A 15023-nucleotide genomic window follows, 5' to 3' on the forward strand; every position below is an offset into this window, starting at 1 on the left:
CGCTCCATTACGCCTGGTTTTTGGCCTTTGAACGGGACGTTCGCGCTTCCCCGATCAGCCAGTCAAAGAGGAAAATAATCGCCAGCATGACCACGATCAGGATCGAGCCGTAGGCGATCGCCACCCCATATTCTCCATCCTCCACCCGGTTGAGGATCCAGGCCGTCGCCACCCGGGTATCCGGCGTTACAAGGAACACGATGGCGCTGACGGTGGTAATGGCGCGGACGAAGCTGTAGATCAGCGCCGACAGAATCGCCGGACGCAGCAGCGGCAGCAGAATATGGGTGATGGTGCGCAGAGAGCCTGCGCGCAGGCTGAGCGAGGCCTCGTCCAGCGATTTATCGATCTGCCCTAAGCCCGCGATCCCGGCGCGAATACCCACCGGCACGTTGCGCATCACCATCGAGATAATCACGATGGCCGCGGTGCCGGTGAGATACACCGGGGCACCGTTAAAGGCGAGAATATAGGAGACGCCCGCCACGGTGCCCGGCACCGCGAAGCACAGCATCGTGGTGAACTCGATGGCCTTTTTGCCGGTAAACTGCTGGCGGACCACTACCCAGGCGATCAGCAGGCCGAAAGCGGCGGTGATCGGCGCGGCGATCCCGGCGTAGAGCAGGGTGTCGAGCAGGGAGGGCCACGCGCCGTCGCTCATCCCCTGGCCGAACAGCTTGATAAAGTTATCCAGCGTCAGGGTGTAGTCCACGCCCCAGTTGACGGTGAAGCTGCCGTAGAAAATGCTGCCGTAGAGCAGGGCGTTGAAGGCGATCCAGATAACCAGCAGGGCGAGCACGCACCACACCAGGGCCACCGGCAGCGGCTGCACGTCGCCCCGGTAGGATTTCCCTGAGACGGTGACGTAGGAGCGTTTGCCGATCCACAGATACTGGATGCAGAACACCAGCAGCGAGAACAGCAGCAGGAAGACGCCGAGGGTGCTGGCGGCCTGATAGTCGAGCTGCGAGCCGGTGATGTAGAAGTAGATCTGCGTCGCCAGCACGTCGAAGCTGCCGCCGAGCACCAGCGGGTTGCTGAAGTCGGCCAGCGACTGTACCACCACGATCAGAAAGGCGTTGGCCAGCGCCGGCTTCAGCAGCGGCACAAACACCCCGTTGAAGGTCTGCCAGCGGCTGGCGCGCAGGGTGTAGGAGGCCTCCTCCAGCGAGGGATGAATGGTTTTAATCGCCCCGTCGAGGATCATAAAGGCCATCGGGGTGAACGCCAGCACCTGCGCCAGCCAGATGCCGGTGAAGCCGTACAGCCAGCTGGTATTGGTCAGCCCGAACCACGTCACCATCAGCTCGGTGAGATAGCCGGAGCGCCCCATCATCAGCGTGACGCCCAGGCCCACGACGAACGGCGGGGTGACGATGGGCAGAATCGAGAAGACGCGGCCGATAACCGCGCCGCGCCGGGCGATGCGGGTGGTATAGATCGCCAGCACCAGCCCGAAGAAGGTGCAGCCGACGCCCACCGCGATCGACAGGGCGATGGAGTTGAGGATCACCTGGATGATATGCGCCTGTGACAGCACCGTCATAAAGGCCAGCGGGGCGAATCCCCCCGCCTCGTCGGTGAACATCGGGATGAAAATGGCGACGCTCGGCCAGACGATAAACACGCCGATCAGCGCCACGATGGCCACCAGCGAGCCGATAACGAAGCGGTCGCCGCCCAGCCAGTCAAGACGGGTCAGGGCGAGGGTCATCACGGCCCCCAGCGCGACAAACTGCACGACCGTGGCGTAGCCTAAGCCGCGGCCCTCCAGCGTCGCGCTGACCACGATAACGGCCATGCACAATAGCGCCCAGCCCGCGTCGAGGTAGTGGCGGCCGCGCCGCTCCCGCCCTTGAGGGCGGCGCGGGCGGATCAGCAGCAGGCCAGGCAGCAGATACCACAGCCAGCTGAGGTTGGGCCTGGACCAGCCGTAGGCGTCGAGGATCTCATCGCCGGTGGACTCCAGCAGGCCGTAGTCGAGGCTCCAGCTCGGCAGCAGGGCGAAGGCCAGCCAGCCGAGAAAAACCCAAAAAAATATCGCATCCCGCTTGTTTACGGGACGCTGTGCGCGCGTCTGTGACATAGGTTTTCCGCTGTGTAATCGTGGCCCGGCGGGCAGCGCCGGGCGTTAAACGTCAAGTGCGGGCTTATTTGCCCATCTTCACTTCGCTGACCCACCTGTTGATCAGCTGCTTGCGAACTTCGGTCGACCCATATTTATCCATGTCGTAATCGATAAGCTTCAGGTCGTCGAGCTTCAGCGAGTTCGGCGAGGTTTCGGCGGTGGTGTTGGTTGGGATCTGGTACGACTTGCCTCTCTTCCAGGCCAGCTCCTGGGCCTCTTTCGACAGCGCCCAGTCGACGAACAGCCTGGCGTTATCAGCATTGCGCGCTCCCTTCAGAATGCTGATCCCGCCGATCTCATAGCCGGTGCCTTCGCAGGGGGCGATCAGCTCCAGCGGTGCGCCCTGCTCCTTTTCCAGCGAGTAGTCGTGCAGAAAGCCGATGCCGATGGCCGTTTCGCCGCGCGCGGCGTTGCGCGCCGGGGCGATGCCGGATTTGGTGTATTGTGAGACGTTGGCGTTGAGCTGTTTCAGGTAGTCAAAAGCCTTTTCGTCGCCCCACAGCTGGGCGAAGGTCGCCAGCGCGGTGTAGGCGGTGCCGGAGCTTTGCGGATCGGCGATCTGGATTTCGCCCTTATAGTCGGCTTTGGTCAGATCCTGCCAGCAGCGGGGAACCGGCAGATTTTTCTCTTTCAGGCGCTGGGTGTTAACGCCAAAGCCCAGAATGCCGACGTAGACGCCGGAGGTCAGGTTGCCCTTCACCCTGGCCGGATCGCGGAATTTTTCCATCACCTGAGCAAGGTTCGGCGACTGATACGGCTGCAGCAGGCCCATTTCTCCGGCCTGGGACTGCGGATCGAGGGTGCCGCCGTACCAGACGTCGGCCTGCGGGTTTTTCTTCTCGGCGTCCACCTTCGCCAGGGTGCTGCCGGAGCCGTTGCGGATAAAGGTGGTTTTCACGGCGTATTTTTCGCCGAAGGCTTTGGTTTCCGCTTCGCACATTTCGTTGGTGGCGCTGCAGTACACCACCAGCCGGCCTTTGGCCTGCGCCGCGCTGGTTAAGGCCGCCAGCGCCAGGGCGGAGGCGAGCAGAGTCGAGGTGAAGGTCATTTTCATTATTTTATCCTTGGTCTGTGAAGAGAGGTGACGCCCGCCATCAGCAGCGGCATCAGCAGTAAAACCATCAGGGCCCCGGCCATCGCCAGCAGGCTGAACATTCCCGACCAGCCGTAGCGTTCAATCACCTGCGACAGCGGCCAGCCCGCCAGCGCGGCCCCCAGGTAGGCGAACAGGCCGAGAAAGCCGGTGATCGAGCCGGCCGCCGCCTTATGCCCGCACTCCACCGCGGCGAGGCCAATCAGCATCTGCGGGCCGAAGACAAAAAAGCCGACGGTGAAGAAGCAGGCCGCCAGCAGCGCATCGTGATGCATCGGTGCCAGCCACAGCGCGGCGACGGAGACCATCAGCCCCAGCGTAAACAGCAAAATCATTGGTGCCCGCTGGCCGCTGAACAGCAGATCGGAACCCCATCCGGCGAACAGCGCCCCGAGCAGGCCGCCCGCTTCAAACAGCATCACCGCGGCGTTGGCGCTGAGCAGGTTGACGCCGCGGCTTTCGGTGAGCCAGAGGTTGCCCCAGTCGTTGAGCGCGATGCGGATCAGATAAACCAGCACATATGAGACGCCCAGCAGCCAGATGGTCGGGTTTTTCAACATCGTGACGCGCAGCATCCGCCACAGCCCCATCGGCGGGCTAAGCTGCTCCTGGCGCAGTTCCAGCGGGTCCTTGCGCCAGTCGCCCACCGAAGGCAGCCCCTCCTCTCTGGGCGTGCCCTTCAGCTGTAGCATCAGCCACGTCCCCGTCGCCATGCCGATGACGCCGGGGAACAGCATCGCCGCCTGCCAGCCCCAGCGCAGGGTGGCAAAGGCGCTGATAAGCGGGATAATTGCCCCGCCGATGTTGATCGACATATTCCAGCAGCCCCACCAGAAGCCGCGCTCGTTGCGCGAATACCAGTGGGTCAGCAGCCGGGCGCAGGGCGGCCATCCCCAGCCCTGAAAAAAGCCGTTCAGCGTCCAGACGATCAGCAGCAGCGTCAGGGATTCGCCGAAGGCGAACGCCACGTTCAGCGCGCCGGTGGCGAACAGGCCAACTCCCATAAAGCCGCGCTGCCCGTGGCCGTCATGCCATAGCCCGGCGGTAAATTTTGACAGGCCGTAGGCCAGGTAAAACAGCGATCCCAGCAGGCCGATAGCGCCCTTATCCAGCCCCAGATCCGTTTGCAGGGCGGGGAGCACGTAGTTAACGCTTTTGCGCGTCAGATAAAAGGCCGCGTAGCCGATGACCATGCACAGCAGCAGCCGCAGGCGCAGCGTCCGGTAGCGTCGATCGATATCTTTTGTTGAGCGTGAGGGCATGGCGGTCTCCGTTTTGCCGACTATAAAAAAGTCAGGCGCAAAGGAGATGAGAGAAAGTCGGCGATGGCTAAGATTTTTTCCTGGTTACTGGCGGGCCTGATGTAAATTTGTGGGCAGGTTAACAGTTACCCGCGTGCCGGAGCGGGCGTCGAGGCGCAGCTCGCCGCCGAGGGCGCTGGCCCGCTCGCGCATCCCCTGGATGCCAAGGCCGGGGCACGTTTCCGGGCCGAACCCCACGCCGTTATCCTCCACCTCAAGACAGAGCACCTCGTCCTGCTGGCGCAGCGAGACCCGCACTTCGCTGGCCCGGGCGTGTTTACAGACGTTATTAAGCAGCTCCTGCAGCAGCCGGTAGAGGGTGAAGCGCAGCGTTTCGCTTTGGGGCGTGGCCGCCAGCCGGTAGTCAAAGCGGCAGCGGATGCCGCGCTCGGCAAAGGCGAACTCGTTAAGCAGATGGTGTAGCGCCTCTTTAAAGGAGAGTTCGTCAAGGGCCGGCGGGCGCAGCTGGCGCAGCAGCTGACGGGTGGAGAGATGAATGCGCCGGGAGAGATCGGCGATCTGCGCGGCGGCGGCCTGCACCTGCTGCGGCTCGTTCACCCGGCTCACCAGCTGGGACTGGATCTGGATGGCGGTGATATTCTGGCCGATTTCGTCGTGCAGCTCGCGCGCCAGGCGTTTGCGGGTATCCTCTTCGCTGTGGATCAGCTTTTCGGCCAGCGCCCGCCGCGCCGCCAGCTCGGTCTCCAGCCGCTGGCGATAGTGGTGCAGGTTGCGCGCCAGGTGCTGCTGGCGGCTGATGGCGATCCCCAGCCCGACGCCGAGCAGCGCCTGGGTGGCGAGAAAAATTTCCAGCTCCACCAGGTTACTGAATCCGATGCCCACCTGGCGAGCGATAGCGATGGTTATGCTGCCGAGCAGGCCGGAGAGCACGCCGCCCTGCCAGCCGAACTTCCACGCCATCACCACGTTGGGCAGAAAGACCACGATCAGCAGCAGGCGCTCGATCTCCGGCGACAGCACCATCTGGGTGGCGATGCCGATGATAAAAAACAGGCTGCACCAGACGATCAGCGAGCTGCGCAGCGGCGGGGCGGGCATATCCAGCCCCAGCAGATGCTCGCGGTGCTGCTGGCGAAGGAAGGCAAAGATCAAATAAACGAACGGGGTCAGCAGCACGCCGCCGGTAAAAGAGGCCAGTCCGGGCAGGATCGTCGGGGCCGCCGTAAAGGGCGACAGCAGGGCGGTATTAAGCAGCGAGGCGGCGGTCACCGCCGCCAGCAGCAGGCTCAGCCGCTGCCAGTAGAGTGGAAAACGGTGCCAGAAGCGCTGGGCGAGGGCGGCGGGAAGCAGGCTAATCAGCGGTGCGGCCAGCGGCGCGTAGTCGTCGAGCAGCCCTTCGCCGTGCAGCCAGAGCAGGATCGCCGTCGGCGTCAGCGCCAGGGCGGGCCAGTAGCGGCGCGGGAGCAGGATCAGCAGCGCCAGACAGACGCCGTGGGGCAGGAACAGCGCCGCCTGCAGACCGCTGTGGGTCAGGTGAAAGCCGAGGGTCCACAGCATCAGCCAGCCGCATCCCCAGGCCAGTACGATAAACAGCGAAACCGCCGCCCGGCGAAGCGTGCCCGACATTAGTGGCTCGCCAACAGCTGATGCTCGAGGGCGAAGTGGACCAGCTCAATGGCGTTGTGGCACTGCAGCTTGTCCAGCACGTTGGCGCGATGCACGTGCACCGTTTTATGGCTGAGATCGAGCCGGAAGGCGATCTCCTTCACGCTCTCTCCTTTAACCAGCAGCGCAAAGACCTCGCGCTCGCGCGGGGTCAGGGCCGCCAGCGCCCTGGGCGGCTGTTCGCCGCCGCGCAGGGCCCGCAGCGCGTCGGCGCACAGATAGTGCCCGCCCATGCCGACGGCGCGCACCGCCCGTACCAGCTCCTCCGGCCCGCAGCGCTTAGTCAGATAGCCGCTGGCCCCGGCGTCGAGGGCGCTTTGCACAAAGCTTGGCGCGTCGTAAATGCTGAGGATAATGGCGCGAAAGCCCGGCTTCTGCGCGCGCAGCCGCTTCAGCAGGCTCAGCCCGTTTTCGTCCGGCATGGCGATATCCATCACCGCGACGTCTATCGCATTGCGCAGCAGGGCGGGCCAGGCCTCCGCCGCGCAGCCGTACTGACCTGCCACCTCCAGCTCCTCCTCAAGGCTCAGCAGCTGCGCAAAACCGGAGCGGACAACCACATGGTCATCGATCAGCGCCACTCGAATCATCTCTACCTCTCCTGCCCAGTAAAATGGCTCTATGATGCCCGGCGGCGGCGCGCTGGCAATCGGCCGCGCCCGAATGTGTAACGAAGGTAACAAAATGGCACGGGCAGCGAAGGCTATATGATAAAAATGGCTACCCTGTGCTTTTTTTTCTAAAAACAGTTGGTTATTAATTAGACGTTTTAATTCCTTTATTAACCCCCGGCACCACGAAATACTGCACCCACAACGAGACAGGGGAGCAGACACAATGGTTAGCACATCGCGCACACTTCTTGCCGCGCTGGCGTTTATCGCCTTTCAGGCGCAGGCGGTTAACGTCACCGTTGCGTATCAAACTTCCGTCGATCCGGCGAAGGTGGCGCAGGCGGATAACACCTTCGCTACCGTGAGCGGGGCGACCGTCGACTGGCGCAAATTCGACAGCGGGGCAAGCATTGTTCGCGCGTTGGCCTCGGGCGATGTGCAGATCGGCAATCTCGGCTCCAGCCCGCTGGCGGTGGCCGCCGGTCAGCAGGTGCCCATTGAGGTTTTTCTGCTCGCCGCAAAGCTCGGCAGTTCCGAAGCGCTGATAGTCAAAAAAAACCTCGGCCGGCCGGAGGATCTGATTGGTAAGCGCATCGCGGTGCCGTTTACCTCCACTACCCATTACAGCCTGCTGGCGGCGCTGAAGCACTGGGGCATCAAGCCCGGCCAACTGGAAATTGTCAATCTCCAGCCGCCGGAGATTATCGCCGCCTGGCAGCGCGGGGATATTGACGGTGCCTACGTCTGGGCACCGGCGGTGAACGAGCTGGAAAAGGAGGGCCGGGTGCTGACCGACTCCAGGCAGGTAGGCGAATGGGGAGCGCCCACCCTGGACGTCTGGGTGGTGCGCAAAGATTTTGCTGAAAAATATCCGCAGGTGGTGAAAGCCTTCGCCAAAAGCGCCATCGCGGCCCAGCAGGCCTATATTGCCAGCCCCGACGCCTGGCTGAAGCAGCCGCAGAACCTCAGTAAGCTGTCGCGCTTAAGCGGCGTGCCGGAAGCGGACGTGCCGGCGCTGCTTAAAGGTAACGTCTGGCTGACGCAGCGGCAGCAGGTCACCGAGCTGGAGGGGGCGGTGAATAAAGTTATTATCGATACCGTACGCTTCCTTAAGGCGCAGGGCAAAGTGCCTGCCGCGGCCGCCGACTACAGCCAGTACGTCACCAGCCGCTTTGTGCAATAAGGAGGCGCAGATGTTGCAAATCTCTCATCTTTCCGCCAGCTATTCGGGGAAACCGGTGCTGGAGGATATCACGCTGTCGCTGGATCTCGACGAGCTGCTGGTGGTGCTGGGTCCCTCCGGCTGCGGTAAAACCACCCTGCTGAATCTGATTGCTGGCTTTGTGCCGTATCAGCACGGCAGCATCCGGCTGGCGGGGCGACGGGTGAATGGACCGGGTGCCGATCGCGGCGTGGTGTTCCAGCATGAGGGGCTGCTCCCCTGGCGCAGCGTAGAGGATAACGTGGCCTTTGGCCTACAGCTGGCCGGTATAGCGAAGGCGCGACGGCGGAAAATCGCCGCGGAGATGCTGAAAAAGGTTGGGCTGGAGGGGGCGGGGCGGCGCTTTATCTGGCAGCTCTCCGGCGGTCAGCGCCAGCGCGTCGGTATTGCCCGCGCCCTTGCGGCGAACCCGCAGCTTCTGCTGCTGGACGAGCCTTTCGGCGCGCTGGATGCCTTTACCCGCGAGCAGATGCAAACCCTGCTATTGACGCTCTGGTATGAGACCGGCAGGCAGGTGCTGCTGATTACCCACGATATTGAAGAAGCGGTGTTTATGGCCACCGGACTGGTACTGCTCTCTCCTGGGCCGGGGAGGATAGTGGAACATTTGCCGCTCGACTTCTCCCGTCGCTTTGTGGCCGGAGAGCCGGTACGCAGCATTAAGTCCGATCCGCAGTTTATCGAGATGCGCGAGTATGTTTTAAGCCGCGTTTTTGCACAGCGGGAGGCCTTCTCATGAATGAGGTTGCCAACGACAAGCCGCGGCGGAGTATGCAGTGGCGCTGGCCGTTTTCCCGGCGGATAACGCTCAGCATGAGCACTCTGGCGGTTGTTGCGGCGACATGGTGGGCGGTGACGGGGCTGCAGCTGATTAGCCCGCTGTTTCTGCCGCCGCCGGGGCTGGTGCTGCAAAAACTGATCGTCATTGCCGGGCCGCAGGGGTTTATGGACGCCACGCTGTGGCAGCATCTGGCGGCCAGCCTGACGCGCATTGTGCTGGCACTGTTGGCGGCGCTGGTGCTGGGGGTGCCGGTGGGGATTGCTATGGGGTTGAGCCAGACGGTGCGCGGCATACTCGATCCGATTATTGAGCTTTATCGCCCGGTGCCGCCGCTGGCCTATCTGCCGCTGATGGTGATCTGGTTCGGGATTGGTGAAACCTCGAAGATCCTGCTGATCTATCTGGCCATTTTTGCCCCCGTCGCCATGTCGGCCCTGGCGGGGGTGACGAGCGCGCGCCAGGTGCGCATTCGCGCCGCCCGTTCGCTGGGAGCCAGCCGGATGCAGGTGCTGCGGTTGGTGATCCTGCCCGGCGCGCTGCCGGAGATCCTCACCGGCCTGCGCATCGGGCTGGGGGTCGGTTGGTCGACGCTGGTGGCGGCGGAGCTGATTGCGGCGACGCGCGGCTTAGGCTTTATGGTGCAGTCGGCCGGCGAATTTCTCGCCACCGACGTGGTGCTGGCGGGCATCGCGGTGATTGCGGCGATTGCCTTTATTTTAGAACTTGGGCTGCGTGCGCTTCAGCGCTGTCTGACGCCCTGGCATGGAGAAGGACAATGAGCGAACGTTTACAGATTACCCCGCTGGGAGTGCACATCGGCGCGCTGGTCTCCGGGGTCGATCTGACCCGCCCGCTGAGCGATAACCAGTTTGAGCAGCTGTACCATGCGGTGCTGCGTCATCAGGTGGTGTTTCTGCGCGAACAGGCCGTGACCCCGCAGCAGCAGCGCGCGCTGGCCCAGCGCTTCGGCGAACTACATATTCATCCGGTCTATCCGCACACCGAAGGGGTTGAGGAGATTATCGTGCTGGACACCCACAACGATAACCCGCCGGATAATGATAACTGGCACACCGATGTCACCTTTATTGCAACGCCCCCCGCCGCGGCGATTCTGGCGGCGAAAACGCTGCCGGCGGCCGGCGGCGATACCCTGTGGTCCAGCGGCATCGCCGCCTTTGAGGCCCTCTCCGCGCCGCTGCGTCGCCTGTTGAGCGGCCTGCGGGCGGAGCATGACTTTCGCAAGTCGTTTCCGGAGCATAAGCACCGCAGAAGCGATGAGGAGCACCGTCGCTGGCGGGAGGTGGCCGCCGCGCATCCGCCGCTGCTGCACCCGGTGGTGCGCACCCATCCCCTGAGCGGCAGGCAGGCGCTGTTCGTTAATGAAGGTTTTACCACGCGGATTGTCGATGTGACGGAAAGAGAGAGCGAAGCGCTGCTGGCCTTTCTGTTCGCCCACGTGACCCGACCGGAGTTTCAGGTGCGCTGGCGCTGGCAGCCTGACGATCTGGCTATCTGGGATAATCGCGTTACCCAGCATTACGCCAACGCCGACTATCTGCCCCAGCGGCGGATCATGCACCGGGCGACCGTTCTCGGGGATCGGCCCTTCTGGCGGGCGGGGTGAGCATTTACAGACAGGCGCTGCCGGAGGGGCCGGCAGCGTCCGGGGAGGCATTAACGCAGGATTTTTTTCTCGGCCAGATCCAGCGCAAAGTAGCTGAAGATTAGATCCGCGCCCGCGCGTTTGATTGCGCCCAGGCTCTCCAGCGCCACTTTTTCTTCATCAATAGCACCCGCCATCGCGGCGAATTTGATCATCGCATACTCGCCGCTGACCTGGTACGCCCCCAGCGGCAGCTCGGTGCGCTCGCGGATCTCGCGCAGCACGTCGAGGTAGGCCCCCGCCGGTTTCACCATCAGGCAGTCCGCGCCCTGGGCTTCGTCGAGCAGCGATTCGCGGATCGCTTCCCGACGGTTCATCGGGTTCATCTGGTAGGTTTTACGATCGCCCTTCAGCGCCGTGCCCGCCGCCTCGCGGAACGGGCCGTAGAACGAGGAGGCGAACTTAGTGGAGTAGGACATGATGGCGGTATCGGTAAAACCTGCGGCGTCCAGCGCCTGGCGGATCGCCTGCACCTGGCCGTCCATCGCCGCGGAAGGCGCGATAAAATCGGCTCCCGCTGCGGCGGCAACGACGGCCTGTCTGCCCAGGTTCACCAGGGTGGCGTCGTTATCCACGCCGTGCTCGCCCAGCACGCCGCAGTGGCCGTGAGAGGTGTATTCACAAAAGCAGGTGTCGGACATGACGATCATCTCCGGCACCGTCTGCTTGCAGATGCGCGACATTCTCGCCACCAGCCCCTCTTCCCGCCAGGCGTCGCTGCCGGTGTCGTCGGTGTGGTGGGAAATGCCGAAGGTCATGACCGAGCGGATGCCGGCGTTGGCGATGCGCTCGATTTCACGTGCCAGATGCTTTTCCGGGATACGCATGACGCCGGGCATGGCCTCGATGGCCTTGTACTCGTCAAGCTCTTCTTCAACAAAAATCGGCAACACCAGGTCGTTCAGGCTGAGTGTTGTCTCTTCAAACATAGCGCGCAGCGCAGCAGATTTGCGCAGGCGGCGGGGGCGATGGATTAAGTCTTTCATGGGATGCCTGATGTTTGTGGAACCAAAGCCGCTAGTATACCCGAAGCGGGCCTGGGGTGTTTTATGAATGTGGCCCATTAGCGGCTGGCCGGGCCTGGCCTGTACGCTGCGGTTTCGGCGGGGTGCCCGATGGGCCAGGCGCTAAGGGTAAAATACCGAATTGGCTACGCCGCGGCGAAGCGGAAGCTAAACGCAATTTTCCGCGAGAAGCGTGGTGTTAAATAAAATCTTATCGACCAGGTTAAAATTCTTATATTTGTTACTGGAATCAAATATTGATTTTTTATTTTTAAAAGCGATGGATGAGCGCGTTTTAAGAATAATTTAAATAGGATTTTTGCCGTCATTTTATCCTGGATTTGTTGCGCCACTCTGCTATTTTTACTCTGTTTTATATGCAATTTTAAACTTATTTTTCCGGGGGTTGTGGACGCGCGTGGTGATGGGCGTCGGCAGAGAGGTAATTTATATATTCGTCCGGTTCCGGACTTAGAGAAAACAGTAATTGAACCTTTCATCTATGACATCGCATAATCGTTTGGCGAAACATTACAATGTTTTTTATGCATTAATAATTGATGGATCAACGATATTAAATCCCTGAGGAGGGATGACAAATGCACTCCTGGAAAAAGAAACTTGTAGTATCACAATTAGCATTGGCTTGCACGCTGGCAATCACTTCTCAGGCAAATGCTTCTACGGATGTCTCCGGTACGACTTACGAAACCTTTTATCACCTTCACGATACGTCGGATCATGGTGTTAAATATAGAGGCTATGTGGGCTGGAATAATTTCGGCACCGATAGCGTTTACAACGGCAACATCTATCCGGTTATTAATAAGTCAACCGTTAACGGCGTTATCTCCACCTACTATCTGGATAATGGTCTCTCTACCAACAGCAATCCGAACAGCCTGACCATTAAAAACAGCACCATCCACGGTATGATTACTTCAAAGTGCCTGACGACGGATTGTGTTGACCGTGACGCCGACTATATCTATAACCGTCTGGCGCTGACCGTTGATAACACAACGATTGACGACAACTACGAGCACTATGTCTATAACGGCACCTATAACGACGCCCCGGACTCTCACGCTGTTGATACCTATAACTTAGGCACCGCGATTACGCTGGATCAGGAAGTTGATCTGGTTATTAAAAATAACTCCCACGTTGCGGGCATCAGCCTGACGCAGGGCTATCAGTGGCTTGATACTGACGACAACACCGTCAGCACCGGCGTTGACAGCAAAGAAATTTTTAACAACACCATCAACGTGTCGAACTCTACCGTGACCTCCGGCTCATGGTCTGACGAAGGCACCTCCGGCTGGTTCGGCAATACCAGCAACGCCAGCGACTACAACGGCGTTGATATTTATGACGCCGACGATCATGCGATTTCCGCTATCGCTAATCCGAACGCTGACAACGCCATGCAGACGGTGGTCAACCTCAGCAACTCCACCCTGATGGGCGACGTTTTCTTCTCCAGCAACTTTGACCATAACTTCTTCCCGCAGGGCGCAGACAGCTATCGCGACAGCGACTCCCTGCCGGACACCAACGGCTGGGACGGCACCGACCGTATGGACGTGACGCTGGACAACGGCAGCAAGTGGGTGGGCGCGGCGATCTCCGTGCATCAGGTTGATAGCGATGGCGACGGCGTTTACGACAGCTTTAAGCCTGGAACCGACGCGACGGCGACTCTGTACGACATTGAAGCGAACAGCCTGTGGCATGGTTCAGTCTTCGGGATCGACAACAGCGACACCGTCTACGATGAAAGCGGACACGTTGTCGGTAACAAGGTTTACCAGAGCGGCCTGTTCAACGTAACGCTGAAAAACGGCTCCCAGTGGGATACCACCAAAACTTCGCTCATCGACAGCCTGAAAATCACCAGCGGCTCCCGCGTGAACGTGGCGGACTCCTGGCTGATTTCCGACACCGTTGAGCTGACCGACGGTTCTGCCCTGAACATCAAAGAAGATGGTCACGTGGCGACCGATGCGCTGACCATCAACAACAGTACCGTTACGCTGTCCGAAGACGTGTCGGCTGGCTGGGGCACCGATAGCGCGGCGCTCTACGCCAACACCATCAATATCACCAATAACGGTCTGCTGAACGTTAAGAGCGATGCGGCCTATGCCCTGCAGGCTGATGTGCTGAACCTGACCAGCTACACCGACGCAAACGGCCACGTGAACGCCGGCGTGTTCGACATCAACAGCAACCGCTTTGTGCTGAGCGCCGACCTGGTGAACGATCGTACCAACGACACCACTAAGTCTAACTACGGCTACGGCCTGATCGCCATGAACTCTGACGGTCACCTGACCATTAACGGCAACGGCGATGCTAACGATGCCGTTCTGGAAGAGGTGGATAACGCGGGCGATAACGTGGCTGCCGCGGTTGGTAACTACAAGGTGCGCGTTGATAATGCAACGGGCGAAGGCTCCGTCGCTGATTACAAAGGCAAAGAGCTGATCTACGTGAATGACCAGCACAGCACCGCTACATTCTTTGCTGCTAACAAAGCCGATCTGGGTGCTTATACCTACCAGGCAAGGCAGGAAGGCAACACCGTTGTTCTGCAGCAGATGGGCCTGACCGACTACGCTAACATGGCGCTGAGCATTCCGTCGGCCAACACCAATATCTGGAACCTGGAGCAGGATACCCTCGGTAACCGTCTGACCAACGCGCGTCATGGCCTGGCGGACAACGGCGGCGTATGGGTCTCCTACTTCGGCGGTAGCTTCGATGGCGACAACGGCACCATCCGCTACGACCAGGACGTTCACGGTATTATGGTTGGTGTTGATACCAAAGTTGACGGCAACTACGCTAAGTGGATCGTCGGTGCGGCGGCCGGTTTTGCTAAGGGTGACATGAGCCACCACAGCGGCCAGGTCGATCAGGATAGCCAGTCTGCGTACATCTACTCGTCCGCTCGCTTCGCCAATGATATCTTTGTTGATGGCTCTCTGAGCTACTCTCACTTCAACAGTGATTTAACGGCTAACATGAGCAACGGCCAGTACGTCAGCGGCGACACCTCCTCCGACGCATGGGGCTTTGGCCTGAAGCTGGGCTACGACTGGAAACTGGGCGAAGCGGGCTACGTTACGCCTTACGGCAGCGTATCCGGTCTGTTCCAGTCTGGTGATGACTATCGTCTGAGCAACAACATGAAGGTTGACGGGCAGTCTTATGACAGCATCCGTTATGAACTGGGTGTTGATGCGGGCTACACTTTCACTTACAGTGATGACCAGGCGCTGACGCCGTACTTCAAACTGGCCTACGTTTATGACGACGCCAGCAACGATGGCGACGTAAACCGTGATTCCATCGACAACGGCGTTAAAGGCTCTGCGGTTCGCGTGGGTCTGGGTACGCAGTTCAGCTTTACCAAAAACTTCAGCGCGTACACCGATGTTAACTATCTGGGTGGTGGCGATGTAGACCAGGATTGGTCTGCTAACCTGGGCGTGAAGTACACCTGGTAATCAATTCCCTTTAAGGGAGTAAAGTTATTTACTAAAAAATGCCCGTCATGGATATGACGGGCATTAATGC

At 60.4% G+C, this 15023-nt stretch carries 11 protein-coding genes; 5 read left to right on the plus strand and 6 right to left on the minus strand.

Translation table 11 applies throughout. The annotated features are described in order from the left end of the window. Positions 1-7: 7 nt before the first annotated feature. The 5 genes from GJV78_RS08040 to GJV78_RS08060 all read right to left on the minus strand — a co-directional run bounded on the left by GJV78_RS08040 (position 8) and on the right by GJV78_RS08060 (position 6738). Positions 8-2086 (minus strand): ABC transporter permease, encoded by a 2079-nt coding sequence (locus GJV78_RS08040; RefSeq protein ID WP_155107831.1) that lies wholly within the window; start codon positions 2084-2086, stop codon positions 8-10. Positions 2087-2150: 64 nt separating this feature from the next. Then, complete coding sequence (locus GJV78_RS08045; protein WP_155107832.1) at positions 2151-3182, minus strand: ABC transporter substrate-binding protein; 1032 nt, start codon at positions 3180-3182, stop codon at positions 2151-2153. Continuing rightward, on the minus strand, positions 3182-4483 hold the full coding sequence (gene uhpC / locus GJV78_RS08050) for an MFS transporter family glucose-6-phosphate receptor UhpC (RefSeq protein WP_155107833.1): 1302 nt from the start codon (positions 4481-4483) through the stop codon (positions 3182-3184). Before uhpC ends, GJV78_RS08045 begins: the two co-directional genes overlap by 1 nt. Positions 4484-4567: 84 nt before the next feature. Further along, on the minus strand, positions 4568-6109 hold the full coding sequence (locus GJV78_RS08055; RefSeq protein ID WP_155107834.1) for an MASE1 domain-containing sensor histidine kinase: 1542 nt from the start codon (positions 6107-6109) through the stop codon (positions 4568-4570). Next, positions 6109-6738 (minus strand): response regulator transcription factor, encoded by a 630-nt coding sequence (locus tag GJV78_RS08060; protein WP_155107835.1) that lies wholly within the window; start codon positions 6736-6738, stop codon positions 6109-6111. Before GJV78_RS08060 ends, GJV78_RS08055 begins: the two co-directional genes overlap by 1 nt. 247 nt (positions 6739-6985) lie before the next feature. Here GJV78_RS08060 and tauA point away from each other — a divergent pair, with 247 nt between their 5' ends. Genes tauA through tauD form a run of 4 tightly spaced genes read left to right on the plus strand, consistent with a single transcriptional unit; the run spans position 6986 to position 10392 of the window. Then, complete coding sequence (gene tauA / locus GJV78_RS08065) at positions 6986-7945, plus strand: taurine ABC transporter substrate-binding protein (protein ID WP_155107836.1); 960 nt, start codon at positions 6986-6988, stop codon at positions 7943-7945. A gap of 10 nt (positions 7946-7955) precedes the next feature. Then, positions 7956-8723 carry a taurine ABC transporter ATP-binding subunit gene (tauB, locus tag GJV78_RS08070; protein WP_155107837.1) on the plus strand — a complete coding sequence of 256 codons (768 nt, stop codon included), beginning with the start codon at positions 7956-7958 and terminating at the stop codon, positions 8721-8723. After that, entirely contained in the window at positions 8720-9544 is an 825-nt protein-coding gene (gene tauC, locus GJV78_RS08075) for a taurine ABC transporter permease TauC (protein ID WP_155107838.1), read from the plus strand. The genes tauB and tauC overlap by 4 nt, the downstream gene beginning before the upstream one ends. Beyond that, complete coding sequence (gene tauD, locus GJV78_RS08080; protein WP_155107839.1) at positions 9541-10392, plus strand: taurine dioxygenase; 852 nt, start codon at positions 9541-9543, stop codon at positions 10390-10392. Before tauC ends, tauD begins: the two co-directional genes overlap by 4 nt. 50 nt (positions 10393-10442) lie before the next feature. On the opposite strand, the gene hemB is transcribed toward tauD, so the two are convergent. Beyond that, a complete protein-coding gene (gene hemB / locus GJV78_RS08085; RefSeq protein ID WP_155107840.1) occupies positions 10443-11417 on the minus strand; it encodes a porphobilinogen synthase in 975 nt (324 codons plus the stop codon). 617 nt (positions 11418-12034) lie between these two features. Between hemB and ehaB the strand changes: the two genes are divergently transcribed. Next, a complete protein-coding gene (gene ehaB, locus GJV78_RS08090) occupies positions 12035-14953 on the plus strand; it encodes an autotransporter adhesin EhaB (RefSeq protein ID WP_155107841.1) in 2919 nt (972 codons plus the stop codon). Positions 14954-15023 lie beyond the last annotated feature (70 nt).

It is taken from the genome of Intestinirhabdus alba, from assembly GCF_009711095.1.
Taxonomy (GTDB): Bacteria; Pseudomonadota; Gammaproteobacteria; order Enterobacterales; family Enterobacteriaceae; genus Intestinirhabdus; species Intestinirhabdus alba.